Below are 26508 nucleotides of genomic sequence, written 5' to 3'. Positions count from 1 at the left end.
CCCCCCCCCCCCCCACACCCGGCTGCGGCTCGCCGATCTCGGCCGCCTCACCTCCGGCCTGCGGCGGGCGCGGCCGTTCCTGATCGCCGCCGATCACGCCCCGACCCGGCTCACCGACCGTCTCGACCTGCGCGCGCGCCTCGGCGAGGCGCCGCGGCTCAGTGAGGCGCCGCGGCAGCTCGCGCTGTTCGGGTGAGCGGATGCGGCGCGCCGTGCATCTCGCCCCCGGCGCCGATCTCGCGGGCTTCCGCGCCGCCGCGCGGCGGCTCGTGGCGGACGGGATTCCGCCCGAGGCGGTGACGTGGACGCAAGGGGACGCCCCCGCGCTGTTTGCGGAGGAGGATGCGGCGGCCGACGCCGCCCCGCTCGCCCTGCCGCGCCCGGTGGCGGACCTGATCACGGGCGTGGTGCAGCATCGCGACCCCGAGCGCTTCGCCCTGCTGTACGGGCTGATCTGGCGGGTGGCGGCGGGCGAGCGGCACCTCCTTGAGGTCGCAAGCGACCCGCTCGTCCATCGCCTGTCGCGGATGCGCAAGGCGGTGGCGCGCGACCTGCACAAGATGCACGCCTTCCTGCGCTTCCGCCGGGCCGGCGCGGCGGAGGGACCCCGCGAGCGCTTCGTCGCGTGGTTCGAGCCCGACCATCACATCCTGGCGACCGCGGCCCCGTTCTTCGTGGAGCGCTTCCCCTCCTTCGACTGGGCGATCCTGACGCCCGACGGCTCGGCCCATTGGGACGGCCGTGCGCTGCGCTTCGGACCGCCCGGGCGGCGCGAGGACGCGCCCGCCTCCGACGCGTTCGAGGCCGGCTGGTGCGCCTACTACGCCAGCACCTTCAACCCGGCCCGCACCAACCCGGCCGCCATGCGCGCCGAGATGCCGAAGAAGTACTGGCGCAACCTGCCGGAAGCGGCGGCGATCCCCTCCCTGGTGCGGGGCGCGAGCGCGCGCGTCGCCGGCATGATCGAGCGGGAGGCGCGGGCGCCCCGCAAGCGGGTGCCGGCCCGGGCGCTCGCCGCCATGGCCGAGCAGGAGCCCGCGAGCCTTGCCGACCTCAACGCCCTGATCCGCCGCTCCGAGCCGCTGGTGCCGGGCGCGACCCAGGCGGTGCTCGGCGAGGGGCCGCCCGGCGCCGCGATCGCCTTCGTGGGCGAGCAGCCGGGTGACCAGGAGGACCGGCAGGGGCGCCCCTTCGTGGGGCCGGCGGGCCAGCTCCTGTCCCGCGCCCTGGCGGAGGCCGGGCTCGACCGCGACCGCGCCTACCTGACGAACGCGGTCAAGCACTTCAAGTTCGAGGAGCGCGGCAAGCGGCGCATCCACCAGAAACCCAGCGCGGGCGAGGTTGCGCATTACCGCTGGTGGCTCGACCGCGAACTCGCCTTCGTGGCGCCCCGCCTCGTCGTGGCGCTCGGCGCGACCGCGGTGCTGGCGCTCACGGGCCGAAGCGTGCCGATCACCCGCGCGCGCGGCCCGGCCGAGTTCGACGGCCGGCCGTTCCAGGGGTTCATCACCGTCCATCCCTCCTACCTGCTGCGCCTGCCGGACGCGGCCAAGGACGAGGCCTACGGGCAATTCGTGGAGGACCTGCGCCGCGTGCGGGCGCTGGCCGAGGAGGCGCGGGGGTGAAGCCGGCCGAGTGGCCTACACCGCGACGCGGATCGTGGATGCGATCTCATCCACCTCGCTCGACAAACGGCCATCCTCGCCGCGCGTGACGAGCCCGAGATCCGCCAGGGCGACCACGTCCTGATGGACGCGCCGGACATCCCGGCCGAGGGCCCGGGCCAGCGCCCGAACACCGCTCTCGGGCGATTGCCGGAGGTGGCGGAGGAGCGCGTACCGCTTCGGGGTCAGGACCGCGCACAGCGCCTCCCAATCCCGGAACAGGATGCGGTCCCCTGCCGCGACGAGGTGACCGGTCTCCGCCGCCTTCCAGGCCGCGGCAACGTCCGCCGCCGCCTCGCGAAGGCCGCGGCCGACTTCGATCTCAGCCCTTGCCATGATCTCTTCTCCACGTCTCGACCGCCTCAACGAAATCATGGAGCAGTCGATCGATACCGACGAACCGATACGGTGTTTCCCGATCCCGATCGTGCCGATGGTCTCCTTTGCCGCGTTCGTTGTCGAAACCGATCACCCGAGCGCCATCGACGATGTAAACGAGGCGGTACTTGAACGGGTGCCTGGCGGGCGGAACCGGTTTCGGCACACGCCACACGACGAACTCGGCGAAGTCCCGGTCTCCGAACACGACACGGCGGCGGATGACGAGCATCGCTCCCATGTTGGCATGCTACGCCAACAACCGTTGGCGTCAAGCGCCAACAGTCCGGGCGGAGCAACCCGGCGAACCACGTCCGTTCGACGACCGCAGGCCGATCGGACCTGCCAGTGGGGCGGCGGAGCGCCCCATCCCCGTCCGCGATGCCGCACCGGCTTCCCGCCGGGCCATGTCCTGCCCTATCTGCTGGCGCCGGTGACGGGCCGCAGAGCCCGCAGCCTCATCGACCCCGGAGGAATCCCGATGCTGACCCGCCTCGCGCCGGCCCTGGCCGGCCTCGTCCTGCTCGCTCCCGGCGCCCAGGCGCAGCCGATCCGCAACGCTCCCCCGCCCCGTGCGCTCGAGACCGCCGCCTACATCTTCGCCGCCGCCAACGTCTGCGGCTACCGGATCGGGGTGTCGTCCTTCGAGGCGCTGCTCGGGCGCTACAACGTGACGATCGAGGACGTGCGCCCGCCGCGCGGGCCCTTCGGCGCCCGGGTCCAGACGATGTTCACGCTGATGTCGAACCAGATGATGGCGAACCGGGACGCTGCCTGCCGGATCGTGGCGGGCGAGTTCGGGCCGGAGGGCAGCGTCGAGAAGGGCATCCTGCTCCCGGCCGCCGTGCAGACGCCCGAGACGACGCCGGAGGGCGCGCCGGGCACCGCCCCCAAGATCGTGCAGTAAGGCGGTCAGTCCCCGCCGAGGAGCCGCGCGAGGGCGGGCGAGAGCCCGGTGCTGCGGCTCGGCGGGGGCGGGGCGCCGACCGGAACCGCGAGGGCGGCCAGCATCATCCGGGCGCCCGCCTCCACGGAGCAGATCACCGGCACCGGCACGTCGGGCTGGATGCGGGCGGCGAGCCCCGCCAGCGCGGCGCCGCCCAGCACCACCACGTCCGCGCCGTCGTCCTCCGCGCCGGCGCGGCAAGCGGCGGCGAGCCGGCTCAGCGCCGCGTCGGGATCGCGGGCGATCTCGCCCCCGGTCGGCGCGATGGTGCGGATGCCGGCGAGCCGTCCCGCCAGCCCCTGCGCCGCGGCGAATTCCTCCAGCATCGGCTTCCAGAGCGCGCCGCCCGTGACCACACCGATCCGGCGTCCGCGCAGGCAGGCGAGGTGGAGCGCCGCCTCGGCCATGCCGATGACCGGCACGGGGGAGACCTCCTTGAGGGCGAGGAGCCCGGGATCGCCGAAGCAGGCGAGATAGACCCCGTCGCAGCCCGCGACGTGCTCGGCCAGCGCGTCGAGCGCCGCGTGGGCCGCGATGGCGCAGGCGGCGCGGGTCGCGATGTAGGCGGCGCCGAACCGGCCCGTGACCGCCACCACCTCGGCCGGGACGAGGCGCCGCACCTGCGCGGCGGCCTGCTCGGTCACCGCGGCGGTGGTGTTGGGGTTGATGAGCAGGATGCGCATGCGCCCTTCCCCCAGAGCCGGGCGCCGCCCGTGGGCCGGGCGGGCCGCCCCGGCCGCGAAGCCGCTACTTCTCGACGAAGGCTTTTTCGATCACGTAGTGGCCGGCCTCGCCGTGGTTGCCCTCGACGTAGCCGAGGCTGGAGAGCAGGTCGCGCGTGTCGCGGATCATGTCGGGGCTGCCGCAGAGCATGAAGCGGTCGCTCCCGATCGCCATCGGCGGCAGGTCGATATCCTCGAACAGCTTGCCGGAGGTCATCAGGTCGGTGATGCGGCCGCGGTTGCGGAACGGCTCGCGGGTCACGGTCGGATAATAGACCAGCTGGTCGCGGACCATCTCGCCGATCAGCTCGTGGTTCGGCAGGTCCTGCGTGATCGTCTCGCCGTAGGCGAGTTCCGAGATCTGGCGGCAGCCGTGGACGAGAACGACCTTTTCGAAGCGCTCGTAGGTCTCCGGGTCCTTGATGATGGCCAGGAACGGCGCCAGCCCGGTGCCGGTGCCGAGCAGGTAGAGGTGCCGGCCCGGCATCAGGTTGTCGAGGACGAGCGTGCCGGTCGCCTTGCGGCTGACGATGATCGGGTCGCCGACCTTGAGGTGCTGCAGCTTCGAGGTGAGCGGGCCGTTGGGCACCTTGATGGAGAAGAACTCCAGCTCGTCCTCGTAATTGGCCGAGACGACGCTGTAGGCGCGCAGCAGCGGCTTGCCGTCCGTCTTCAGCCCGATCATCGTGAACTCGCCGTTGCGGAAGCGGAACGACGGATCGCGGGTCGTGCGGAAGCTGAAGAGCGTGTCGGTCCAGTGATGGACGGACAGCACACGCTCCTCGTTGAAGTTGCTCATCGGGCGGGTTCCTGCCTCAGCGGAGTCCTGGATGATGACGATTCCGAGCGGTCATCTCGCACCTGCGGCATCGTCGTCAAGGTGGGACGGCACCGACCCGCCCCGAGCCTGCCGCATGGCCGGCCCGGGCCGTGCGCGGCCTCACGTCCCCGCCCGGGGCGGGTCCGGGGCGGCGCGGGCCGCCAGCGCCACCCAGGCCTCGCCCTCCAGCACCACCCGGTCGCCGACCGCGCACTCGCAGAAGAGCCGGGCGCGGCGGCGCGCGCGGACGAGCTCCACCACCTCGACGCGGGCCACCAGCGCGTCGCCGGGCGCCACCGGCCCGAGGAACTGCAGGTTCTGCGACAGGTAGACCGCGCCCGGCCCCGGCAGGCGCGTGCCGAGGAGCGCGGCGACGAGGCTCGCGGCCACGAGGCCGTGGGCGACGCTCGGTCCGAAACCCTCCACCGCCGGGCCGCCCGCCAGGGCAGCGCCGCCGATGGCCGCGCCGCCGAAAGCGGCCACGAGGCCGGCCACGTCGCGGTCCACCACGCGCGTCAGGCAGGCATCCTGCCCGACCACCAGATCCTCGAAGGCGAGCGCGGTCGCGGCGGGGCTGCCATCCGTCGATCCCGGCACGGGCGGCGCTCCCTCGCTGGCCTGCTGTCGTCGGGCAAAGTAGAGCGCACCCTCCGCACCGAACCATTCGACTTTCGAAGGCGGCGGGCTCCGCGCCGGACGCAGCGGGAGGAGGCCGCCATCGCGCGCGGCGATTAACGGCTTTGCAACGGGGGGCGTCTAACACTTGCCGTCAGAAGCACCGTCCGGTGTTTCCCCTCATCATCTCTAGCGGGCCATGGCGCGCGCCGAATGCGTCGCGCCCGCGAACGGAGCCGGAACGATGGCCCTTGACCTCGGCATGCCGATCCTCGTGGTGGACGACTACCAGACGATGGTCCGCATCATCCGCAACCTCCTCAAGCAGCTCGGCTTCGAGGATGTCGACGATGCCTCCGACGGCACCGGCGCGCTGGCGAAGCTGAAGCAGAAGAAGTACGGCCTCGTGATCTCCGACTGGAACATGGAGCCGATGACGGGCTACGAGCTGCTGCGCCACGTGCGGGCGGACGACGCGCTGCGCACCACGCCCTTCATCATGGTGACCGCCGAGTCGAAGACCGAGAACGTCATCGCCGCCAAGAAGGCCGGCGTGAACAACTACATCGTGAAGCCCTTCAACGCCCAGACCCTCAAGACCAAGATCGAGGCGGTCTGCGGCGCCTGAGGACCGGCCACCCCGGCTTTCCGCGGCCCGGCTCCCCGAGCCGGCCGCGGCGCGACCGGGTCCGGTGCGACCGGCTCCTGCACGACCAGGTCCGGCCCTTGCCCCTGCCCCGTCCCTCCTAGCGCGGCTGACCCCGATGTTGATGCGACAGAGCGCCGGCGGGAGCCCGGCCGCGGCGGCCCCGTCCGCCAAGCCCGCTCCCTTCGCCGGACCCTCGACGGCCACCCTGGTGAGCGATCTCGTCGAGATCGCCGAGTACATCAAGCGCCTCAAGGCGGCGATCTCCCACCTGCGGGCGAACGAGCTGCGCAACGACCGCCTGCCGATGGCCCATGACGAGCTCGGCAGCGTCGTCACCGCCACCGCGAGCGCCACCAACCGGATCATGGAGGTCGCCGAGGGCATCCTGGCGATCGAGGACGACACGCTGGCGGGCTACCGCGCGAAGGTCGAGGCGGAGGTCTTTCAGATCTTCGAGGCCTGCGCCTTCCAGGACATCACCGGCCAGCGCATCGCCAAGGTGGTGGACGCGCTGGGGCAGGTCGAGACCCGCCTCTCCCACTTCGCCACCGTGGTGAACGTGCGCGACGGCGAGATGGACCAAGAGGAGGCCCGCTCCAAGGCGCGGCGCGACACGCTCCTGCTGAACGGGCCCCAGCTCAAGGGGCCGGAGACCCCGCAGGACGCCATCGACGCCCTGTTCTCCTGATCACCAGCGCAGCACCTCGACCACCGCGTCGGGGTGCACGGGCTGAGCTTCCAGCCACTCAGCGATCTCCCCGAGCGGCTCCCCGGCGTGGCAGCCCAGCTCCTCGGCGTGGATGCCGCGGGCCACCAGCACCGAGGCGATGCCGAACCCGCTCGCCCCCGCGACGTCGGTGCGGATCGCGTCGCCGATGGCGAGCACCCGGTCGGGGGCCGCCGGCGCGAGCCCGTCGAGCGCCGCCGCGGCCTCAACGGCCGCCTCGTAGACCGGCCGGTGCGGCTTGCCCGCGTAGATCACCGTCCCGCCCATCGCCTCGTAGAGGCTCGCGAGCGCCCCCGCGCAGGGGATCAGCCGCGCCCCGCGCTCCACCACGAGATCGGGATTGGCGCAGATCATCGGCAGGCCGCGCTCCCGCAGCGTGGCGAGCAGCGGCCGGTAATCCTCGGCGGTCTCCACCTCGTCGTCGAACAGGCCGGTGCAGACCACGTGCGCGGCCTCCTCGGGCGGCACGCGGGGCGCGGACAGCCCCGCGAAGATCGGCAGGTCGCGGTCGGGGCCGAGATGGTAGAGCGGCGCCTCGCCGCGCTCGGCGATGAGGGCGCGGGTGAGGTCGCCCGAGGTCACGATCGCGTCGTAGGCCGAGCGCGGCAGCCCGAACCCGTCGAGCTGCGCCTGCACGGAGGCGCCGGGGCGCGGCGCGTTCGACACCAGCACCACCCGGCGCGGGCGCTCGCCCGGCAGGGCGCGGAAGCGCGTGAGGGCATCCCCCGCCGCGGCGTGCGCGCGTTCGCCATCGTGCAGCACGCCCCAGACGTCGCACAGGATGACGTCGAAGCGAGACGCCATCTCGGCGACCCCGCCGAGCACCGGCACCTCGCCCGGCCCGGGCCGAATCCGCGTCTGCGCCATGCCTCGCACCCCTCGGTTGCTGCGCCGCAACATGCCCGGCGACCCCCGAGTTAGGCGCCGGGCGGGCAAAACGCAACGGGCGGGCGACGCCGCTCCTCCGACCGGGCGGCTGGGTCATGCCCGTTCGGCGCCGAGCACGCGCGGTCGCGTGTGCCCTCCTCGCGGTATCAGGCGCCACCAGGGCTGCCGCGCCCGAACGGCTGCCCTTCCCCAACACCGGCAGGCCTGTCCGAGGAAAAATCTTCGACAACCATGCAACAACAGGGACGAGGTCCGCGACGACGCCGACGACGACAATCACCTCCTCGACGGGGTCGAGGGCAGCGAGGAGACGGTCCGGTGGAGCAGCGCTGCGAAGACTTCTGCCGCCCGGACAACCGCGTGACCCTGCGATCCCAGATCTACACCCCGGACGCAACCCAGCCGTGCTTTACTCTGCCAAGCTTTGCTGTCAGAGCACGCGCGAGAAGACGGGGGCGATGATGGCTAATCGCAAGCGGATGGTGATCGGGGCGGCGCTTCTGGCCTGCCTCGCCGGTGAGGTCGCGGCGCGGCAGATCAACCTTCCGTCGCGCGCGCCGATCGTCGGCATCGACGTTCCGGCCGCGTGGAAGACGAGCCCGACCGCCCGCGGCGTCGAGGTGAGATCGCCGGACGAGGAAGTGTTCTTCTGGCTTGAGACCTATCGCCCCGCGGACGAGGCTGCGGTTCGCAAGGAGCACGTCGACTATTTTGCCAAGCAGGGCGTGACGCCGGCGGGCGACCCGCGGGTCTCGCGCTACGAGGAAGGCGCGATGAAGGTGCAGGCCACCGATCTGCCGGCGACGTGGCAGGGCAAGCCGACGGTGCTGCGCTACCTCGCGATCGATGCCGGCCTGCCTGACGGCCGCATGGTGCTGCTGTCCTACTGGGCTTCGCCGGAGGGCGACCGCCAGCACGAGGCGGCCTTCAAGGCTGTCCTGAACAGCCTCGGCGCCCCGAAGTAGGATCGAGCCGAACCGTCGGACCTGGACCACTACCCGGGCAGGAGCATCATCCGATCCACGTCGACCAGCCCCCGGTCGGTGATCTTCAGGTGCGGGATCACCGGCAGCGGCAGGAAGGCGACCTGCAGGAAGGGCTCCGGCAGGGTGCAGCCGAGCGCGCGCGCCGCCTCGCGCAGCGGGTGGAGCGCGTCGCGGACCTCCTCGAAGGGCAGCTCGCTCATCAGCCCGGCGATGGGCAGGGGCAGTTCCGCCAGGATCCGGCCCTCCGCCGCCACCACGAACCCGCCCTGGAGGGCGATGAGCCGGTTGACCGCGAGCGCCATGTCGGCCTCGTCGGCGCCCACGACGCAGAGGTTGTGGCTGTCGTGGCCCACCGAGGAGGCGATGGCCCCGCGCCGCAGGCCGAAGCCCTGCACGAAGCCGCGGCCGATTCCGGGCGCGCCGTGGCGGGCCACCACCGCGACCTTCACCACGTCCTGCGCGAGGTCGCAGGCCGCGAGGCCCCCCGCTTCCGGCAGGGCGAGGCGGCGGTGCTCGGTGATGATCCGCCCCGGCACGACGCCGATCACCGGGGTGTCGGCGCCCGAGCCGGCCGGCACGGCGAAATCCGCGGCCGTGACGGGCGCGGCCTTGACGCTGCCGCGTCCCGGCGCCGGGGTGCGGGGCCGGCCGGCGAAGAGCGCGTCCTCGACCGGGCGCCCGCCCGCGATCACCCGGGCCACCGCGCAAGCCTCAAGGTCGTCGAGGAGCACGAGGTCGGCCCGGCGCCCGGGCGCGATCATGCCGCGGTCGCTCAGACCGAAGGCCGCCGCGGCCGAGAGCGAGGCGGCGCGGTAGGCCGCGAGCGGCGGCACGCCGAGGCGGATCGCCGTGCGGATCAGGTGGTCGAGATGGCCCTCCTCGGCGATGTCGAGCGGGTTGCGGTCGTCGGTGCAGAAGGCCAGGAAGGGCGCGGTCGCCACCGTGAGGAGCGGGGCGAGCGCGTGCAGGTCCTTCGAGACCGAGCCCTCGCGGATCAGCACCGTCATGCCCTTGCGGATCTTTTCCAGGGCCTCGGCGGCGGAGGTCGCCTCGTGGTCGGTGCGGATGCCCGCCGCCGCGTAGGCGTTGAGGCCCGCCCCCGACAGGAGCGGCGCGTGGCCGTCGACATGGCGGCCCGCGAAGGCGGCGAGCTTGGCGAGGCAGCCCGGGTCGCCGTGGACCACGCCCGGGAAGTTCATGAACTCGGCGAGCCCGAGCGAGCCGGGATGGTCGCGGTAGGCGAGGAGATCGGCGGCCTCGATGCGGGCGCCCGCGGTCTCGAGATCGGTCGCGGGGACGCAGGAGGAGAGCTGCACCCGGATGTCCATCACCGTCTCGGCCGCGGCGGCGAGCGCGTAGTCGAAGGCCGCGGGTCCGAGCACGTTGGCGAGTTCGTGCGGGTCCCAGATCGCGGTCGTGACCCCGTGCGGCAGCACGCAGCGGTCGAATTCGTGCGGCGTGATGAGCGATGATTCGATGTGCAGGTGGGTGTCGATGAAGCCCGGCACCGCCACGCGCCCTTCGGCCTCGATCACCCGCGCGCCCGCGTAGGTGCCGTAGGTGCCCACGATCGTGTCGCCGCAGACCGCGATGTCGGTGGGCACGAGGTCGCCCGTGACGAGGTCGAGGAGCCGCGCCCCGCGGATCACCAGATCGGCCGGCGCGCGCCCGGCCCCCTGCGCGATCCGGCGGGCGATCCCGTCGGCGGGCGATTCGGGCATCCGGGAATCGGGCATCTTGGAATCGAGCATGGACGGTGCTCCTCGGCCGTTCGCATCAGCTTGGCAGAGCGGCGGAGCCGGGGCCAGCCGGCGAAACACGCCCCGTGGGCGGGAAATCCGCTCGCTGCCTCATGCCCGCCGTTGTCTTGACTTTCAGGTGGCGCCAGGCCCCGCCACGCGCGGCGGGCGCCACGCGAGAGAAAACATGTCCTGGGTCGTCACCTTCTCCTGGGTCGAGATCATCGGGTATCTGGGCACCGCGCTCACCATCACCGCCACGGCGATGAGCACGATGATCCCGCTGCGCATCGTGGCGCTGCTCGCCAGCATCGCGTCGATCACCTACGGGGTGATGATCGGCAGCATGCCGGTGGTGCTCACCGAGGCGATCCAGATCCCGCTCAACGCGCTGCGCCTCTACCAGATGGTGCGGCTCGTGAGGGACGTGGAGAAGGCGGCCTCCGGCGACCTCTCCCTCGACTGGCTCAAGCCCTTCGGCACCTCGCGGCGCTTCGCCTCCGGGGAGGTGCTGTTTCGCCAGGGCGATGCAGCCAACGAGATGTTCTACGTCGAGAGCGGGCGCTTCCGCATCGAGGAGCGCGGCATCGACATCAAGCCCGGCGACATCGTGGGCGAACTCGGGATGCTCTCGCCCGGGAACGTCCGCACCGCCTCCCTGGTCTGCGTGGAGCCCGGCGTCGCGCTCTGCGTGCCCTACGACGAGGTCAAGCAGCTCTACTACCAGAACCCGGAATTCGGCTTCTACTTCCTGAAGCTGACGAGCGAGCGCCTGTTTCAGAGCGCCGCCCACGCGCCACGCGGCCAAGCCCCGCTGCCGGCCGGCACCGAGGTGGCGTGACGAAAATGACGACTTTTTTCCTCGGCCGCGCGGGACACGGCGCGCACGGCTGCTAGATCACGCCGCGACGAGGTGGCGATGACGTCCGACTTCTCCCTGGATCCGCGGCTCGCCGGCGACACGATCGCGGTGGGCGACCTGCCGCTCTGCGCGGTGCTGCTGCTCGACGATTCCCGCTTCCCCTGGCTGGTGCTGGTGCCGCGCCGCCCCGCCCTGCGCGAACTCACCGACCTTCCGCCGGACGAGGCCGGCCTGCTGATGCAGGAGATCAGCCTCGCGGTCGGGGTGATGCAGGAACTTGCGCGCGGCCCCGACAAGGTGAATGTCGGGGCGCTCGGCAACGTCGTCGAGCAGTTGCACGTCCACGTCGTCGGCCGCTTCCGCTCGGACCCGGCCTGGCCCGGCCCGGTCTGGGGCCACGGCACCCGCACCCCCTACCCGCCCCACGCCGCGGCCCAGATCGTCGAGCGCGCCCGGGCGCTGTTCGCGGCTGCCTGAGGAGACCCCGTGACCTCCGCCCTCGACCGACTCGGCTTTTCCCGCAGCCTGCTCGCCCGCCACTCCGCCGAGCGCACCGGCCCGACCCCGCAGCCCGGCGACGACCCGCGCTCCGTCCTGCTGCTGTTCGCGGGCGAGATCCCGGTGCTGCGCCGCCTCCCCGAGGGGGCGAGCGCGCTCCTCGCGGCCGACGACGCAGCCCGCGCGCCTGCACCCGACCCGCTGCTGTTTCTCGGCCGCGTGGCCGAGCGCCCGGTCTTCGCCGCCGGGCTGCCGCCCGAGGCCGGCGACCTCTACCGCGACGATCCCGCCTACCGGGTGGTCGACCTGCGCAGCGTCGCGGTCGAGGGGGCGGTGGCGCCCGAGGAGATGGGGCTCCTCGCCACCGCGAAGTCGCTGCTCTTCTGGCACGCCCGCCACGGCCACTGCGCCCAGTGCGGCGCCCGGACCACGCTCGCCTGCGGCGGGTTCCGGCGCGATTGCGGGAGCTGCGGCGCGCAGCATTTCCCGCGCACGGACCCGGTGGTGATCATGCTCGTCACCCGCGGCGAGCACTGCCTGCTCGGCCGCCAGTCGCGCTTCCCGCCGGGAGTCTATTCCTGCCTCGCGGGCTTCCTCGAACCCGGCGAGACCATTGAGGACGCGGTGCGCCGCGAGACACACGAGGAGGCGGGGGTGCGGGTCGGCGCGGTGCGCTACCGGGCCTCCCAGCCCTGGCCGTTCCCGTCCTCGCTGATGATCGGCTGCGAGGGCGAGGCCCTGGACGAGGCCCTCGTCCTCGACCGCGAGGAACTGGAGGATGCGCGCTGGTTCCACCGCGACGAGGTGCGGCTGATGCTGGAGCGCACCCACCCGGACGGCCTCGCCACGCCGCCGCCGATGGCGATCGCCCACCTGCTGGTGCGGGGTTTCGTGGAAGGGGATGGGTCGGCCGGGACCTAGCGCGGGCGGCGCGAGGAACCCCTCTCCCGCGCGGGAGAAGGGTTCCCCGTGCTCCATGAGGACGTTCTGTACCCTCCCGGCCCCCTCACGCGGGATCGTTGATCCCCTTACTCCCGCACGGGAGAGGGAATCCCGTGCTGCCCGCGCCTTTCACACGGCGTCGGACGGCTCCGGGATCACGCTCACGTGGGCCGCCACGACCTTCCAGCCGTCCGGGAAGCGGCGCCAGGTCTGGCTCTGGCGTCCGACGAGGCCGGGCTGGCCCTCGCGGTGGAACAGCGTCATGGCGGTGGCGAGGTCGCGCCCGTGCGTGGTGATGACCGTGCGCGAGAGGGAGCGCGCGAGGCCGGCCGGCGAGCGCGCCCGCCGGAAGGCCCGGATCGCTTCCATGCCGTAAAGGTTCTCGCCCCCGCCGTACCGGATGGTGCGGGGATCGTCCCAGAACAGCGCTTCCAGCGTCGGCACGTCGTTGCCGACCAGGGCCGCCTCGTAGGCCGCGAAGGCCGCCTCGACCTCGGCCCGCACCGCGGGATCGTCGGTCTCCATCTCATTCTCCCTCAATCGAGCCGCGCCACGGGGGAAGCGGCCACGCCCGCCGCTTCCAGCGCCCGCGCCACGCGCAACGCCCGGTCCTCCCGCCACGGGGCGGTGATCACCTGCACGCCCAGCGGCAGGCCCTCGTCCGGCCGGACCGGCACCGCCACCACCGGCAGGCCGATGAAGGAGATCGGCTGCGTGAACACGCCGATATTGGGCCGCAGCGGCATCGCCACCCCGTCGAGGACGAGCGTGGTCTCGCCGCCGCGCGGCGCCCGGCAGGGCGTGGCCGGGGCGAGGATTACGTCGACGGAGGCGAAGACCTCGGCCACCGCCCGCGCGTACCAGCGCCGGAACCGCTGCGCCCGCTCGACCAGGGGGGCGGGGATCAGCGCGCCCGCGAGCAGCCGGTCGCGCACCGCCGGGTCGAAGTCGCCGGGGCGCTCACGCAGGCGGTCGAGGTGGAGGGCGGCGCCCTCGGCGGCCGAGATGACGTAGGCGGCCGCCCGGGCGCGCGCGGCCTCCGGGAGCTCCACCGTGGCGGTGACGCCGAGGGCAGCGGCCGCGCGGTCGACCGCAGCGAACGCCTCCGGGTCGCCGCCGCGCGCGAAGTACCCGCCCGCCACCGCGATGCGCAGCCCCGCCGCGCCGGTCTCCAGGGCCTCCGTCACGGGCTCGGCCGGGCGCTTCGTCGCCACCGGATCGTCGGGGTCGGGCCCCTGCATCGCGTCGTAGGCGAGCGCGAGGTCGCGGGTGCTGCGGGCGAGCGGCCCCAGATGGTCGAAGCTGCCCACGAACGGGAAGCTGCCGGCGCGCGAGAGGCGGCCGTAGGTCGGCTTGAGGCCGAAGATGCCGCAGAAGGCGCTCGGCACCCGGATCGAACCGTTGGTGTCCGAGCCCAGCGTCAGCGGCACGAAGCCGGCGGCGACCGCCGCGCCCGACCCGCCGGACGACCCGCCGCTCATGTGGCGCAGGTCGTGCGGGTTGCGGCTCGGCCCGTCGTGGACATTCTCGCCGGTGAAGTCGAAGGCGTACTCGCCCATGTTGAGCGCGCCGACCAGGATCGCGCCGGCCGCCTCCAGCCGCCGCACCAGAACCGCGTCGCGGGCGGCCGGGGGACGCTCGCGGTTGATCTTCGCGCCCGCCCGGGTGGGCAGCCCCTCGACGTCGAACAGGTTCTTGACCGCGAAGGGGACGCCCGCGAGGGGGCCGGCCGGCTCGCCCCGGTCCAGCGCCGCGTCGAGGGCGTCGGCCCGCGCCAGCGCCCGCTCCGCCGTCACGTCCGTGAAGGCGCCGACCCGGGCGTCGAGGGCGGCGATCCGCGCGAGGACCGCCGTCACGGCATCGCGGGCGCGAAGGCTGCGCGCGGCGACGCCCGCGGCGATCTCGGCGGCGGTGAGGGCCGGACTCACGGCGCGGCCTCGAAGACCGGGGCGGCGTCGAGATCGTCCGGCAACGGCCCGGATAGCGCCCGATCGGCCGCAGCGAGGATCGCGGCGAGATGCCCGACGACGCCGTCGCGCCACGCCGGATCGATCGTCAGGCCGAGGAGCGGGGCGGCGACATCCACGTAGGTGCCGATCGCGTCGGCGGTGGGCTTGGGCTCGGGCAAGGCGTCGGCTCCGTGCGAGGGCGCGAGTCTGCTTAGATTCTTGTTTTGCCGCAGGTTTTCATCGCAGAACCGGCGGCCGCTTCTGCGAAACCTGCCTAGCAAAGCTCGGGCCGGATGGCCATGCAAGCCGCGCTGGCCCGGTGTAGGGTCCGGGCGCGGCAGGCGCCGGGGTGCCCGGCGCCGCGAAGGCGAGGACGCGAGATGGGTGAGAAGGTCGCGATCGTGACGGCGGGCGGCAGCGGCATGGGGGCGGCGGCCGCCCGCCACCTGGCGCGGGACGGCTTCCGGATCGCCGTCCTCTCCTCCTCGGGCAAGGGCGAGGCGCTGGCGCGTGAGGTCGGCGGGTTCGGGGTGACGGGATCGAACCAGTCCAACGAGGACCTGAAGCGCCTCGTCGACGGCGCGCTGGAGCGCTGGGGCCGGATCGACGTGCTCGTCAACAGCGCCGGGCATGGGCCGCGCGCGCCGATCACCGCCATCACCGACGAGCAATGGCATACGGGGCTGGACGTCTACCTCCTCAACGTCGTGCGGGCCGTCCGGCTCGTGGCGCCGGTGATGCAGGCCCAGAAGGCCGGCGCCATCATCAACATCTCGACCGCCTGGGCCTTCGAGCCGAGCCCCCAGTTTCCGACTTCGGCGGTGTTTCGGGCGGGCCTCGCCGCCTACACCAAGCTCTTCGCCGACGCCTGCGCCGCCGACAACGTGCGCATGAACAACGTCCTCCCGGGCTGGATCGACAGCCTGCCCGCCACCGAGGAGCGGCGCCAGGGCGTGCCGATGGGGCGCTACGGCCGCAGCGAAGAGATCGCCGCCACCATCGCCTTCCTGGCCTCCGAGGGCGCCGCCTACATCACCGGCCAGAACATCCGCGTCGACGGCGGCCTGATGCGGTCGATCTGAGCGGAGGCGGCGCGCAAGCGTGGCGGAGACGTGTGGCGGAGACGCTTGGCACGCCGGTTGCCCTTCGCGGCGCAGCAACAAGCCCGGGAGGACACTGCATGCCCCGCCGCACCGAGATCCTGCGCCTGCCGATGGCGGCGCCCGACGACGTCTCGGCCATCGCCACGGCCCTGGAGGAGGAACGCCTCACGCCGGAGGCGGTGGTGGCGGTCTTCGCCAAGACCGAGGGCAACGGCTGCGTCAACGACTTCACCCGCCCGCTCGCCGTGCACGCACTGCGCACCCTGTTCGCACCGCACCTCTCCGAGGCGGCGCTCGGGCGGATCGCGATGGTAATGTCGGGGGGCACCGAGGGCGGGCTGTCGCCGCACTGGCTGGTGGTGAGCGTCCGGGAGGCGTCCGGCCCCGGCCCGGCGCTGGCGGTGGGGCAGGCCCGCACGCCGGTGCTGGCGGCGGAGGATCTCGGGCGGCGCGCGCAGGTGCGCCTCGTGGCGGCGGGCGTGCGCGCCGCGATGGCGGAGGCCGGGCTCGCGCCGGACGAGGTCCATTACGTGCAGGTGAAGTGCCCGCTCCTCACCTCCGAGCGGATCGGCGCGGCGCTCGCCCGCGGTGCGGTGCCGGCGACCCGCGACACGCTGAAGTCGATGGGTCTGTCGCGCGGCGCCTCGGCGCTCGGGGCCGCCCTGGCGCTCGGCGAGGTGGCGGAGGAGGCGATCCCCGACGCGGTGGCGGAGGCCCATTCCGGCCTGTTCGCAAGGCGCTGCGGCGCCTCGGCGGGGGTCGAACTTTTCGACCACGAGATCGTGGTGATGGGCCTGTCGCCGGACTGGACCGGACCGCTCACCATCGACCACGCGGTGATGGCCGACGCCATCGACGTCGCGCCGGTCGCCGCCTGCCTCGCGCGGCTCGGGCTCGCCGGGCCGGGCGGGTTCGTGGACGCGGCCGGCCGCGCCCGGCTCGCCGCCGTGCTGGCCAAGGCCGAGGCCTCCTCGGACGGCCTGATCCGCGGCCGGCGCCACACCATGCTCACCGATTCCGACATCAGCTCCACCCGCCACGCCCGCGGCTTCGTGGCGGGCGCGCTCGCGGGGCTCACCGGGATGACGGACCTGTTCGTGTCCGGCGGCGCCGAGCACCAGGGGCTGGATGGCGGCGGTCCGGTGGCGGTGATCGCGCGGCGGGAGGGCTGAGGGGATCCGTCACCCCGCGCGTGCATCCTCCAGGATCATCGCCGCCCCCTTCTCGGCCAGCATGATGGTCGGCGAGTTGGTGTTGCCGGAGGTGATGCGCGGCATCGCCGAGGCGTCGACCACGCGCAGGCCCCGCACGCCGCGCACGCGCAGCCGCGCGTCGAGCACCGCGCCGGCCTCGTGGTCCGGCCCCATCCGGGCCGTGCCGACCGGGTGGAAGATGGTGGTGCCAAGGTCGCCCGCCGCCTTGAGCAGGTCCGCGTCGCTGACGATGCCCGGCCCCGGCAGGTGCTCCTCCGGCCGGTAGCGGGCGAGCGGGGCCTGGGCGACGATGCGCCGGGTAAGCTTCAGGGCGTCCACGGCCACCCGGCGGTCCTCGTCGGTCGCGAGGTAGTTCGGGCGGATGGCGGGCGGCGCGGCCGGGTCGGGGCTCGCCGCATGGACGCTGCCGCGGCTCGACGGGCGCAGGTTGCAGACGCTCGCCGTGAAGGCCCCGAACGGGTGCAGACCCTCCCCCCACTTGTCGAGGGAGAGCGGCTGGAAGTGGTATTCGAGGTTGGCGGTGGCGTAGTCCGGCGAGGACTTGGCGAAGACGCCGACCTGGCTCGGCGCCATGGTGAGCGGCCCGGTGCGAAACAGCGCGTACTCGACCCCCATCCAGCCGCGCTTGATGAGGTTCGCGTAGGACAGGTTGAGGGTCGGCACCCCGGTCACCTTGTAGACCGGGCGGATCTGCAGGTGGTCCTGCAGGTTCTCGCCGACCCCTGGCGCGTGATGCGCCACGGCAAGGCCCAGCGCCCGCAGGCGCTCACCGTCGCCGATGCCGGAGAGTTCGAGGAGCTTCGGCGAGGCGACGGCGCCGGCCGAGAGCAGCACCTCGCCGTTCGCCCGGGCGAGGTAGCGCCGCCCGCCGCGCTCGAACACCACGCCCGCCGCGCGGCCCTCCTCGATCAGCACCCGCTCGACGTGGACGCCGGTCTCCAGCCGCAGGTTCGGGCGCTTCAGCGCCGGCTTGAGGAAGCCCCGCGCCGCGCTCCAGCGCCGGCCCCGGCGCTGGTTGACTTGGAAGTAGGACGAGCCCTCGTTGTCGCCGGTGTTGAAGTCCGGGATCTTGCGGATGCCGGCGGCTTCCGCAGCGTCGCGGATCGCGTCGAGGATCGCCCAGCGGATGCGCGGCGGCTCGACCCGCCACTCGCCGCCCGAGCGGTGGAATTCGTTCGGGGGCGCGATGTGGTCCTCGTGCTTGAGGAAACAGGGCAGCACGTCGTCCCAGCCCCAGCCCTCCAGGCCGAGCTGCCGCCAGCCGTCGTAGTCGGCGGCCTGACCGCGCATGTAGATCATGGCGTTGATGGCCGAGGATCCGCCGATGACCTTGCCGCGCGGATAGGCGAGCGTGCGCCCGTTGAGGCCCGCCTCCGCCTCCGTGGTGAAGAGCCAATCCGCGCGCTTGTTGCCGATGGCGAAGAGGTAGCCGGCCGGGATGTGGAACCAGATCCAGTTGTCGCGCCCGCCCGCCTCCAGCACCAGCACCGAGCGGCGCGGATCGGCCGAGAGGCGGTTGGCGAGCACGCAGCCCGCCGAGCCCGCGCCCACCACGATGTAGTCGTAGGCCCCGAAATCCTCGGGTGCCTCCGCGCCACCTGCTCCGGCCAACCTGTCTCCAGCCATTTCTCCTCCCCGGGCACCGCTCATGCGGGAGGGTGTAGCGCAAACCCGGCATCAGGACAGCCGTCCGGAGTGACGGCGCCGCGGCGTCCAGGCCACTGTCATCCCTTGCGGAAATGTACCAAATTTGGTACATCCTGCTATGGCCGCCGATGACGTGCCGCACGCCGCCCGGCCCCAACGGCGGATCAGCGCCGAGTTCTACCGGACGGAGAGCGGCAACGAGCCCGTCCGCGAGTGGCTCAGGTCTCTCCCGCTCGCAGACCGTCAAACCATCGGCAAGGACATCCGGAAGGCCGAGTACGGCTGGCCCATCGGCATGCCGACTTGTGACGCACTCGGCGATGGATTGTGGGAGATCCGAACCAGCCTGAACCACCGCATCGCACGGGTCTTCTTCTGTCTCGCGGAGGGTCGAATGATCCTGCTGCACGGGATCATCAAGAAGAGCCGCGTTGCCCCTCAGGTCGATCTGGAGACGGCGCGCAAGCGCAGGGACAATCTGCAGGTTCGCCTCCGGACCTCCACGGCTGCATCGAAACGGAGTTGAGCCCCCCATGACCGAGAACCATCACCCGATCGGGTCGAGCTTCGAATCCTTCCTCGAGGAGGACGGCCTGCTCGATGTCGTGGACGAGGCTGCCGTGAAGGAGGTCATCGCCTGGCAGGTCGCCGAGGCGATGAAGGCCCGGGGCCTCACCAAAAGTGCGATGGCCGAGACCATGAACACGAGCCGCGCCCAGGTGAGCCGCCTGCTCGATCCGGGACACACCGGCGTGACCCTCCATACCCTCTACCGGGCCGCGGCCGTGCTGGGCAAACGGCTGAAGGTGGAGTTCGTGGATGCGGAGGAGAGCGACACGCGCGCCTGAGGGACCGCGTCGACAAGCGCGCGGCGGGTTCCTATGCTCACGCTCAAGCATGAGACCGGGAGGATGCCGCGTGATCCCGAAGCCCTGGCTGGCCGCCGTCGCGCTCGCCCTCGCCTCAGGTCCCGCCTTCGCGGAGGGCGCCTGCAAGGGCTTGGCGGATCTCAGGATCGAGTCCGTCAACCTCCACTCGGCCGCCGAGGTGCCGGCCGCCGGCGACCTGCCGGGCTATTGCCGGGTGCTCGCGACGCTCCGTCCGGCCACCAGCATCGAGGTGCGGCTGCCGCTCCGGGGCTGGAACGGCAAGCTCTACCAAGTCGGCTGCGGCGGCTTCTGCGGGCTGCTCAACTCGGACGTGGCGGGCTTCACCAACGCGGCGAATTTCGGCCTGCGGCGCGGCTACGCGACCGCCACGATGGATGGCGGCCACTGGGGCACCAGCGTCGTCGACGGGCGCTGGGCGATGAACAACCCGGTGGCGCAGGCCGATTGGGGCACGCGCTCCACCACCGAGACCGCGCGGGTCGCGAAGGTGCTGGTGAAGGCCTTCTACGGCGAGCCCCAGCGCAAGGCCTACTTCGCGGGCTGCTCCACGGGCGGGCGCATGGCCGCCATGGAGGCGCTGCGCTTCCCCAAGGACTTCGACGGCATCATCGCGGGGGCACCCGCCCTCGACTATACGGGCCTCGTCGCCACGAGCTTCGCCTGGGTGACCAAGGCCAATACGGGGCCGAACGGCCAGCCGATCCTGTCCTCCGCCAAGGTCAAGCGGGTGGCCGAGGCGGTCACCGCCGCCTGCTCGACCGGGCAGGACGCCCGCATCGGCCTCGTCGGCGACCCGCGCGCCTGCGGTTTTTCGCCGGCGGCCCTGCGCTGCCAGGGACCCGAGACCGCCGAGTGCCTGACCGAGGCCGAGGTCGGGGTGATCGAAAAATGGTATGCCGGCCCGAGCGATGCGGCCGGCCGCCGGCTCTACCCCGGCGGGGTGCCCAAGGGCTCGGAGATCCACTGGCCGCGCTGGCTCACGGGCGCGGGCAACGCCTCGCCGCTGCTGCCGCTCTTCGCCCGCGACTTCCTGCGCTACATGGCCTTCCAGCCCGCGGCCGGCCCCGCCTTCCAGGTGGCGGATTTCGACTTCGAGACCGACCCGGCCCGCACCGCCGTGATGGCACCGGTCTACAACGCCGCGACCTTCACCCCCGGCACCGGCAAGCTGACCCTGGCGGGGGACCTCGCGCCCTTCCGGCAGGCGGGGGGCAAGCTCCTCCTCTATCACGGCTGGGCCGACCCGCTGGTCGTCCCCGGTCTCACCGTGGCCTTCTACGAGGCGCTGGCCGAGCGCGAGGGCGGCTACGACCGTCTCGGCGAGACCGCCCGGCTGTTCATGGTGCCGGGCATGGACCATTGCGGCATCGGCACCGAGGGGCCGGGCATCGGCGACACCGGCATCGACCCGCTCACCGCGCTGGAGCGCTGGGTGGAGGGCGGCGAGGCGCCCGCGAGCCTGATCGCCACGAAGACCGCCGCCCCCGGCGGGCCGGTGCTGTGGTCGCGCCCCGTCTGCCCCTACCCGCAGGTCGCCCGCCACGACGGCAGCGGCGATCCGGCGGCGGCGGCGAGCTATAGCTGCGCCGCCCCCTGAGGTTCCGGACCGCGTCCCTCAGGCGAGCCACGACGATGCCCGGAAGTTGAGAGGGCCAATGCTGGTTCGGCCCTCGCCCGATACTTGTCCTGCTGTGAAACAGCCTGAAATCCTCGCTGCCATGCCGCATGACCATCCTCAGGATTGAGCCGATGATCGTGCGAGGATGGACAGCCGTCCCGGCGCTTCATTCCTCCGGCCCAAGAGCGCGCCAAGAGCGCACCCGGATTAGGCCTGGCGGCATCACGGCATCCATTTGCGCACACTAGGTCGCATCATTCAGGATTCGGTAAGACCAACGGAAGAAACCTGACGTCCTCGGCTGACGGAACGAGGGCGGCGATGCTCCTGCGGAATCACAAGGTTGACCACGATGAGGAGCGGCCGACCCTGAGTGTCGTCGCCGGCGAGACCGAGACCGTCCGCCGGATCGTCTCCGACAAGACCCGGTCGATCCAGGCGATCACCGCGCAGGTGAAGATGCTCGCGCTGAACGCGCTGATCGAGGCGGCGCGGGCCGGGGAGCAGGGCCGCGGCTTCTCGGTCGTGGCGCAGGAGGTCCGGGCGGTCGGCGCGCAGGTCGAGAGCATCGCCGCCTCCCTCGAAGCCGAACTCGCCGGGCGCATCACCGGCCTCCAGGGCATGATGCGCCGCCTCTCCGAGACCGCCCAGGGCGAGCGGATGGTCGACCTCGCCCTCAACGCCATCGAACTCATCGACCGCAATCTCTACGAGCGGACCTGCGACGTGCGCTGGTGGGCGACCGACCCGGCCATCGTGGACTGCGCGGCGGCGCCCGACGCGGCCCGGGCCGCCTATGCGGGCGAGCGGCTCGGCGTGATCCTGTCGGCCTACACGGTCTATCTCGACCTCTGGCTCTGCGACGCCTCGGGCGTGGTGGTGGCGAACGGCCGCCCGGACCGCTTCCCGGGGGTCGTGGGGGCGAGCGTCGCCCACGAGGACTGGTTCCGGCGCGCCGCGGCCCTGCCGAACGGCGACGCCTACGTGGCCGCGGAGGTGGCGGTGCGCCCGCTCCTGGGCGGCGCCCAGGCGGCCACCTACTGCGCCGGGGTGCGCGAAGGGGGCCGCGCCGATGGCCGCCCGCTCGGCGTGCTGGCGATCCATTTCGACTGGGAGCCGCAGGCCCGCGCCATCGTGTCGGGCGTGCGGGTCGCGCCGGAGGACCGGGAGCGCACCCGGGTGATGATCGTCGATGCGGCGGGCCGGGTGCTCGCGGCCTCGGACGGGCGCGGCGCGCTCATCGAGACGCTTGGCCTCGACCTGCGCCAGGGCAGCGGCGGCTACGACACCGACCCGCGCTCCGGCACGATCACGGCCTTCCACCGCACGCCGGGCTACGAGACCTATGCGGGGCTCGGCTGGTCCGGGGTGATCGTGCAGGCGCCGGCCGGCGGCTGATCGCGGGCCACGGGACGCCGGGCCACGGGACGCCAGGCATCGGGCCGCCCCTTGCGTCATCCCGGCCCGCCCGTGTCTCATGGCGGCGCCCGGAGGGGCGGGAGCGCCAGGAGGACGGCATGGGGCGGCAGTGGGCGGGACGCGACGGCGCGGCGAGCTTCGAGGAGGAGACGAACGCCTACCTCGACTGGGCGCGGACCTACTGCAAGCTCCGGCCCCGGGACCTGGAGCGCAAGCAGGAGAAGATGCGCGAGAGTCCCTTCGCGTTCCTGCGCGGCACCTTCTACCGCTGGCACCACCACTTCGCGGCCGTGGCCGATCAGGTCCGCTTCGCCCCCGGCTTGCTGGTGGTCGGCGACACCCACTTGGAAAACTTCGGGACGTGGCGCGACGCCGAGGGGCGCCTGGTCTGGGGCGTCAACGACGTCGACGAGGCGGCGGTCCTGCCTTTCACGAGCGACCTCGTGCGGCTCGCCGCGAGCGCCACGCTCGAAGCCGAGAGCGCGGCCTTCCACCTCGGCGCCGACGAGGCGGTGGACGCGATCCTGGAGGGCTACGGCGCGCATCTGCGGTTCGGCCCCGAGCCGTTCATCCTGGAGGACCGGCACGCGTGGCTGCGCGACCTCGCGACGGCGAACGGGGCGGAGGCCCGCGAGCACTGGCGCAAGCTGCTGGAGCAGAAGGCGGTGGAGCCCGGCAAGGTGCCGGAACCCGCCCTGACGCTCCTGCGCGAGAGCCTGCCGAAGGGCGCCCGCGAGATCCGCTTCTTCCGCCGCCAGGCCGGCGTCGGCAGCCTCGGGCGTCCGCGCTTCGCGGCGGTGGCCGAGTGGCAGGGCGGCCTCGTCGCCCGCGAGGCGAAGGCCGCCGTGCCCTCGGCGGTGCATGCCGGCGCGCCCGAGCGCCTCGATCCGATCGCCGAGGCGCGCGCCCTGCTCGCCGCGGCCTGCCGGGCGCCGGACCCGGCCTTCCGCCTCGCCGAGGACTGGGTGGTGCGGCGCCTCTCCCCCGAGGCCCGCAAGGTCGAGATCGACGAGATCGAGAACCTCGCCGGCCAGCGCCAGATCCTGCACGCGATGGGGCGGGAACTCGCCAACGTGCATCTCGGCACCGCCAAGGGCCCCGGGCCGCTGCGCGCCTACCTGGAGGCGCTGCCCGACCCCTGGCTGCGCGACGCCGCCCGGGACGCCGCCCGCCGGGTCCGGGCGGATTACGACGCCTACATGGCCTGAGGGCGCCGAAGGACCCCGCGCAGGTGGCATGAACCGGCCAGGCTTTCGCCTGCCGCGCCGATCCTCTAAGCCTCCAGCCCGGATCGAGCCGACGTCGCACGGCCCAGGCGCGGGGAACCCCTTTCCCGGGTGGGAGAAGGGTTCCCCGCGCCTGGGCCGTCGCCGTCGAGCCAGCCCCGGGCAGAGGACCACGCCGCCCGGGGAGAACCGGGCGGCAGGACAGGATCGAGGATGGAGCGCGATCCCATCGTCTTCGCGTGGCGCAGCGCCCCGCGCCAGCACGCCGCGGCCATCGCGGCCGCCCTTGCGCTCGGCGGCCCCCTGGTCGGGCTCGGGCTCGCGCTGGTGCGCGACCTCGTCGACGAGCTCCTGGCCGCGGCGGATCCGGGCCGCACCAGCCTGCGCCTGCTGCACGTCGCGCTGCCGCTGCCCGAACGTCTCGGCGGGACCGCGACGCTGCTGCCGGGCTGGCGCGTGAGCGAGGAGGCGATGACGCTGTGGGCGGTGGGGGGCCTGGCGGTCATCGCGCTCCTGCTGGCCGCCGTCGGCTTCGCGGTGGCACGCCTGTGCTTCTCCGCGCAGGGGCGCGCCGTCGAGCGCCTGCGGCAGGTGGCGGCGGAGGCGATCCTGCGCTCCGGGCCGGCCGGCCGCGAGGAGGCGCGCGCGATGGCGGCCCAGGTGGGCGAGGGCCTGCGGGCGGTCGACGGGCTGTTCGCGGCCGGGCTCCTCGTGCCGGCCCTGGCCGCGGGTTCGGTGCTGCTGGCGCTGCTGGCCGCCGCCGCCGCGGCCCCGCGCCTCGTGCCGGCGGTGGCGGTGAGCATCGTGGCGGCCGCCCTCGCCCGCGCCCTGCTGATCGCCCGGGTGAACCGCCAGGGCGACCAGCGGCGCCAGGAGAGCGCCGCGATCGAGAAGGCGCTCGGCGACCTCGTGCGCCGGCTTCCGGCCGTGCGCGCCCACGGCACCGCCGCGTTCGAGCGCGCCCGCCTCGGGCACGCGGCGGCGGCGGCCGGGCGCCGCCTCGCCGCCGCGGAGGCCGCCCTCGCCCGCGCCCGGGCGCCGGCCCTGGCCCTCGTCGTCCTGCTGCCGGCCACCGTGCTGGCCACCGCCCTCTGGCACGACGACCGGAGCACGCCGGTCACCGCGGGCGCACTCGCCTCGGCCTTCGGCGGCCTCGCGCTCGCCGCGAGCCTGCTCGCACTCTGGCTGCGCCAGAACGAGCGGCGCAAGGCGGCCCTGCCGGCCTTCCGGGAGATCGGCCGCACCGCCGCGGCCCTGGAGGCCCGCGCCCGCGGGGTGCGGCGCGGCCCGGCCCAGGCCCACCTGCCCGCGCAGGGACCGATCGTGCTCGCGGGCGTGGCCGCCTACGATCCGGCCTCCGGCGAGCGCCTGACCGGGGTCGACCTCGCGCTGACGATGCCGGGCCACGTGGCGATCCTGGGCGGGCGCGGCAGCGGCGGGCGGGTGCTCGCGGCGCTCATCGCCGGGCAGCTCGAACCGACCGCCGGCCGGGTGACCTACGACGGCACCGACCTGCGCGCCTTCGACCCGTCCGAGCGGGCGCGCCGCATCGCCTTCGCGGGCGACGAGCCGGTGCTGATGGCCGGCAGCCTGCTGCAGAACCTGCTCTACGGCGACCTCGCCTTCGCGGACGGATCGAGCCCCGACCCGGACGTCGCTCCGCCCCCCGGGCTGCAGCTCGAAGAGCGGCTGGTCGAGGCGCTGACCGTCACGGGGCTCGACCGCCTCGTGATGGCGCGGGGCCTCGCGAGCCTCGTCGCCCCGACCATCGACCCCGCCACCGCGGCGGCGATCGTGGAGACGCGGGAGGCGCTGCGGGCCGCGCTGGCGGCCGAGGACGCCGCCCACTTGATCGAGCCCTTCGATCCCGACCGCTACAACGGGCAGGCCACGGTCGGCGAAAACATCCTGTTCGGCGAGCCGGTCGGGCGCGCCTTCGCGGAGGCGCGGCTCGCCGGCCACCCCTTCACCCGCGCGGTGCTGGAGGCGGAGGGCCTGACGCGGCCGATGATCGAGATGGGCCTGTCCATCGCGCGCGCCACCGTCGAGATCTTCGCCGACCTGCCCGACGACCACCCACTCTTCGACGCCTTCTCGCTGTTTCCGGCGGCCGAGCGGGGTTTTTTCGAGGACTTGGTGGCCCGCCAGCCCGAGGCGGCGGGCTGGCGCCGGGGCGCGGCCGGCCAGCGCGACCGCGCCCGGCTGATCGGGCTCGCCCTGCGCTACAGCGAGACGCGCCACCGCTTCGGGCTGATCGACGCGGCGTTCGAGGCCCGCCTCGTGAGCGCCCGGCGCACCTTCGCGGCGCTGCTGCCGGCCTCGCTGCGCCCGGCCGTCGAGTTCTACGACCCGGCCCGGGTGACGGTGGCGGCGAGCCTGGAGGAGAACCTGCTCTTCGGCCGGATCGCCGGGGCGGAGGCCGGAGCGGGCACCCGGGTGCGCGCGGTGATGCAGCGCGTGCTCGCCGAGCGGGGCCTGGAGCGCACGGTCTTCCGCTTCGGCCTCGCGGCCCGGGTCGATCCCCGGGCGGCCGAGACCGGGCTCGGCGCGCGCGAGGGGGCGCTCACGCCGGCCGAGCGCAGCGCCATCGACGTCGCGCGCTGCCTCGTGCGCCAGCCCGACATCCTGGTGGCGGGCCTCGCCCTCGACGAGCGCAGCCCCGCGGAGATCCGGGCCGGACTCGCCCGCCTGCGCGCGGCCCGGGCCGGGCGCGGCCTCGTGGTCTGCCTGCCGGACGCGGTCAGCCTGCCGCCCGACCTGCCGTTCGACGCCGTGCTGCGGGCCGTGCGCAATACCGTGGAGGTGCTGCCGCGGGACGAAGCCGGGAACCGCCCCGGGGAACACGCCGTTCGTGAGGGAGCAAGCGCGTGAACGTGATCGACGTGGTGACAGGATGCGCACCCGGGCGGCCGGCTCCCTCGCGGGGTCGCCCGCCCGCCCCGGGTGTGGCATATTTACCCTCCGCAAATCCCGACATGAGAGACGGGACCGGACCGAGGGGCGTCC

The 26508-nt window shown here is 73.5% G+C and carries 27 protein-coding genes and 1 pseudogene; 17 read left to right on the top strand and 11 right to left on the bottom strand.

Annotation, left to right across the window (positions count from 1 at the left end; genetic code table 11):
• Nucleotides 1–196 (top strand): annotated as a pseudogene (locus tag ACKUB9_RS07760) (hypothetical protein); the annotation flags it as partial.
• Nucleotides 197–200: 4 nt separating this feature from the next.
• Nucleotides 201–1625, top strand: a complete 1425-nt coding sequence (locus tag ACKUB9_RS07755; protein WP_407519588.1) for a UdgX family uracil-DNA binding protein — start codon at nt 201–203, stop codon at nt 1623–1625.
• A gap of 15 nt (nt 1626–1640) precedes the next feature.
• Here ACKUB9_RS07755 and ACKUB9_RS07750 read toward each other — a convergent pair whose 3' ends face one another.
• The gene (locus ACKUB9_RS07750; RefSeq protein WP_407519589.1) at nt 1641–2000 is read right to left on the bottom strand and encodes an HVO_A0114 family putative DNA-binding protein; all 360 of its coding nucleotides are present in this window, start codon (nt 1998–2000) and stop codon (nt 1641–1643) included.
• Nucleotides 1987–2283 (bottom strand): toxin-antitoxin system TumE family protein, encoded by a 297-nt coding sequence (locus ACKUB9_RS07745; RefSeq protein ID WP_407519590.1) that lies wholly within the window; start codon nt 2281–2283, stop codon nt 1987–1989. Before ACKUB9_RS07745 ends, ACKUB9_RS07750 begins: the two co-directional genes overlap by 14 nt.
• A gap of 240 nt (nt 2284–2523) precedes the next feature.
• On the opposite strand from ACKUB9_RS07745, the gene ACKUB9_RS07740 reads away from it, so the two are divergent.
• Nucleotides 2524–2949, top strand: coding sequence for a hypothetical protein (locus ACKUB9_RS07740; protein WP_407519591.1), 426 nt, complete (start codon nt 2524–2526; stop codon nt 2947–2949).
• A 5-nt stretch (nt 2950–2954) separates the two neighbouring features.
• Here the strand turns inward: ACKUB9_RS07740 and ACKUB9_RS07735 are convergent, their stop codons facing one another.
• From ACKUB9_RS07735 to ACKUB9_RS07725, 3 genes are all read right to left on the bottom strand, one after another.
• Nucleotides 2955–3671 (bottom strand): aspartate/glutamate racemase family protein, encoded by a 717-nt coding sequence (locus ACKUB9_RS07735; protein WP_407519592.1) that lies wholly within the window; start codon nt 3669–3671, stop codon nt 2955–2957.
• Nucleotides 3672–3735: 64 nt separating this feature from the next.
• Complete coding sequence (locus tag ACKUB9_RS07730; protein WP_407519593.1) at nt 3736–4509, bottom strand: ferredoxin--NADP reductase; 774 nt, start codon at nt 4507–4509, stop codon at nt 3736–3738.
• 141 nt (nt 4510–4650) lie between these two features.
• The gene (locus ACKUB9_RS07725; RefSeq protein WP_407519594.1) at nt 4651–5127 is read right to left on the bottom strand and encodes a MaoC/PaaZ C-terminal domain-containing protein; all 477 of its coding nucleotides are present in this window, start codon (nt 5125–5127) and stop codon (nt 4651–4653) included.
• Nucleotides 5128–5389: 262 nt separating this feature from the next.
• Between ACKUB9_RS07725 and ACKUB9_RS07720 the strand changes: the two genes are divergently transcribed.
• Nucleotides 5390–5773: a response regulator gene (locus ACKUB9_RS07720; RefSeq protein WP_048427618.1), complete on the top strand. Its 384-nt coding sequence runs from the start codon at nt 5390–5392 to the stop codon at nt 5771–5773.
• 142 nt (nt 5774–5915) lie between these two features.
• Nucleotides 5916–6482: a protein phosphatase CheZ gene (locus ACKUB9_RS07715; RefSeq protein ID WP_407519595.1), complete on the top strand. Its 567-nt coding sequence runs from the start codon at nt 5916–5918 to the stop codon at nt 6480–6482.
• On the opposite strand, the gene ACKUB9_RS07710 is transcribed toward ACKUB9_RS07715, so the two are convergent.
• On the bottom strand, nt 6483–7388 hold the full coding sequence (locus ACKUB9_RS07710; RefSeq protein WP_407519596.1) for a TIGR01459 family HAD-type hydrolase: 906 nt from the start codon (nt 7386–7388) through the stop codon (nt 6483–6485).
• A 479-nt stretch (nt 7389–7867) separates the two neighbouring features.
• Here ACKUB9_RS07710 and ACKUB9_RS07705 point away from each other — a divergent pair, with 479 nt between their 5' ends.
• Nucleotides 7868–8374 (top strand): hypothetical protein, encoded by a 507-nt coding sequence (locus ACKUB9_RS07705; RefSeq protein WP_407519597.1) that lies wholly within the window; start codon nt 7868–7870, stop codon nt 8372–8374.
• 29 nt (nt 8375–8403) lie between these two features.
• Here the strand turns inward: ACKUB9_RS07705 and ade are convergent, their stop codons facing one another.
• Entirely contained in the window at nt 8404–10146 is a 1743-nt protein-coding gene (ade, locus tag ACKUB9_RS07700; RefSeq protein WP_407519598.1) for an adenine deaminase, read from the bottom strand.
• A gap of 175 nt (nt 10147–10321) precedes the next feature.
• Between ade and ACKUB9_RS07695 the strand changes: the two genes are divergently transcribed.
• From ACKUB9_RS07695 to nudC, 3 genes are all read left to right on the top strand, one after another.
• Nucleotides 10322–10975, top strand: a complete 654-nt coding sequence (locus ACKUB9_RS07695; RefSeq protein ID WP_407519599.1) for a cyclic nucleotide-binding domain-containing protein — start codon at nt 10322–10324, stop codon at nt 10973–10975.
• A 78-nt stretch (nt 10976–11053) separates the two neighbouring features.
• Nucleotides 11054–11473, top strand: coding sequence for an HIT domain-containing protein (locus ACKUB9_RS07690; protein WP_407519600.1), 420 nt, complete (start codon nt 11054–11056; stop codon nt 11471–11473).
• A gap of 9 nt (nt 11474–11482) precedes the next feature.
• Nucleotides 11483–12415, top strand: a complete 933-nt coding sequence (gene nudC / locus ACKUB9_RS07685; protein WP_407519601.1) for an NAD(+) diphosphatase — start codon at nt 11483–11485, stop codon at nt 12413–12415.
• 150 nt (nt 12416–12565) lie between these two features.
• Here nudC and hpxZ read toward each other — a convergent pair whose 3' ends face one another.
• Genes hpxZ through ACKUB9_RS07670 form a run of 3 tightly spaced genes read right to left on the bottom strand, consistent with a single transcriptional unit; the run spans nt 12566 to nt 14564 of the window.
• Nucleotides 12566–12961, bottom strand: coding sequence for an oxalurate catabolism protein HpxZ (hpxZ, locus tag ACKUB9_RS07680; protein WP_407519602.1), 396 nt, complete (start codon nt 12959–12961; stop codon nt 12566–12568).
• 11 nt (nt 12962–12972) lie between these two features.
• Complete coding sequence (locus tag ACKUB9_RS07675; protein ID WP_407519603.1) at nt 12973–14364, bottom strand: AtzE family amidohydrolase; 1392 nt, start codon at nt 14362–14364, stop codon at nt 12973–12975.
• The gene (locus tag ACKUB9_RS07670) at nt 14361–14564 is read right to left on the bottom strand and encodes a DUF4089 domain-containing protein (protein WP_407519604.1); all 204 of its coding nucleotides are present in this window, start codon (nt 14562–14564) and stop codon (nt 14361–14363) included. The genes ACKUB9_RS07675 and ACKUB9_RS07670 overlap by 4 nt, the downstream gene beginning before the upstream one ends.
• 201 nt (nt 14565–14765) lie before the next feature.
• Between ACKUB9_RS07670 and ACKUB9_RS07665 the strand changes: the two genes are divergently transcribed.
• Together ACKUB9_RS07665 and atzD are read left to right on the top strand one after the other, a co-directional pair.
• Complete coding sequence (locus tag ACKUB9_RS07665; RefSeq protein ID WP_407519605.1) at nt 14766–15467, top strand: SDR family oxidoreductase; 702 nt, start codon at nt 14766–14768, stop codon at nt 15465–15467.
• Between the two features lie 98 nt (nt 15468–15565).
• Nucleotides 15566–16660 carry a cyanuric acid amidohydrolase gene (atzD, locus tag ACKUB9_RS07660; RefSeq protein ID WP_407519606.1) on the top strand — a complete coding sequence of 365 codons (1095 nt, stop codon included), beginning with the start codon at nt 15566–15568 and terminating at the stop codon, nt 16658–16660.
• Nucleotides 16661–16669: 9 nt separating this feature from the next.
• Here the strand turns inward: atzD and ACKUB9_RS07655 are convergent, their stop codons facing one another.
• Nucleotides 16670–18328 carry a GMC family oxidoreductase gene (locus ACKUB9_RS07655; protein WP_410824688.1) on the bottom strand — a complete coding sequence of 553 codons (1659 nt, stop codon included), beginning with the start codon at nt 18326–18328 and terminating at the stop codon, nt 16670–16672.
• 139 nt (nt 18329–18467) lie between these two features.
• Here ACKUB9_RS07655 and ACKUB9_RS07650 point away from each other — a divergent pair, with 139 nt between their 5' ends.
• The 6 genes from ACKUB9_RS07650 to ACKUB9_RS07625 all read left to right on the top strand — a co-directional run bounded on the left by ACKUB9_RS07650 (nt 18468) and on the right by ACKUB9_RS07625 (nt 26373).
• On the top strand, nt 18468–18875 hold the full coding sequence (locus ACKUB9_RS07650; protein ID WP_407519608.1) for a type II toxin-antitoxin system RelE/ParE family toxin: 408 nt from the start codon (nt 18468–18470) through the stop codon (nt 18873–18875).
• Between the two features lie 7 nt (nt 18876–18882).
• Nucleotides 18883–19197, top strand: coding sequence for a helix-turn-helix domain-containing protein (locus tag ACKUB9_RS07645; RefSeq protein ID WP_407519609.1), 315 nt, complete (start codon nt 18883–18885; stop codon nt 19195–19197).
• A gap of 70 nt (nt 19198–19267) precedes the next feature.
• On the top strand, nt 19268–20836 hold the full coding sequence (locus ACKUB9_RS07640) for a tannase/feruloyl esterase family alpha/beta hydrolase (RefSeq protein WP_407519610.1): 1569 nt from the start codon (nt 19268–19270) through the stop codon (nt 20834–20836).
• Nucleotides 20837–21178: 342 nt separating this feature from the next.
• On the top strand, nt 21179–22255 hold the full coding sequence (locus ACKUB9_RS07635) for a methyl-accepting chemotaxis protein (RefSeq protein ID WP_407519611.1): 1077 nt from the start codon (nt 21179–21181) through the stop codon (nt 22253–22255).
• A gap of 119 nt (nt 22256–22374) precedes the next feature.
• Nucleotides 22375–23484, top strand: a complete 1110-nt coding sequence (locus ACKUB9_RS07630; protein ID WP_407519612.1) for a DUF2252 family protein — start codon at nt 22375–22377, stop codon at nt 23482–23484.
• Nucleotides 23485–23715: 231 nt separating this feature from the next.
• Nucleotides 23716–26373, top strand: a complete 2658-nt coding sequence (locus tag ACKUB9_RS07625; RefSeq protein ID WP_407519613.1) for an ATP-binding cassette domain-containing protein — start codon at nt 23716–23718, stop codon at nt 26371–26373.
• The last annotated feature ends 135 nt before the right edge of the window (nt 26374–26508 follow it).

Origin of the sequence: Methylobacterium oryzisoli (assembly GCF_046557895.1) — a bacterium.
GTDB classification, from domain to species: Bacteria; Pseudomonadota; Alphaproteobacteria; order Rhizobiales; family Beijerinckiaceae; genus Methylobacterium; species Methylobacterium oryzisoli.
Note: the sequence above shows the minus strand (reverse complement) of the source record. Positions and strands in the feature narration are given on the sequence as shown.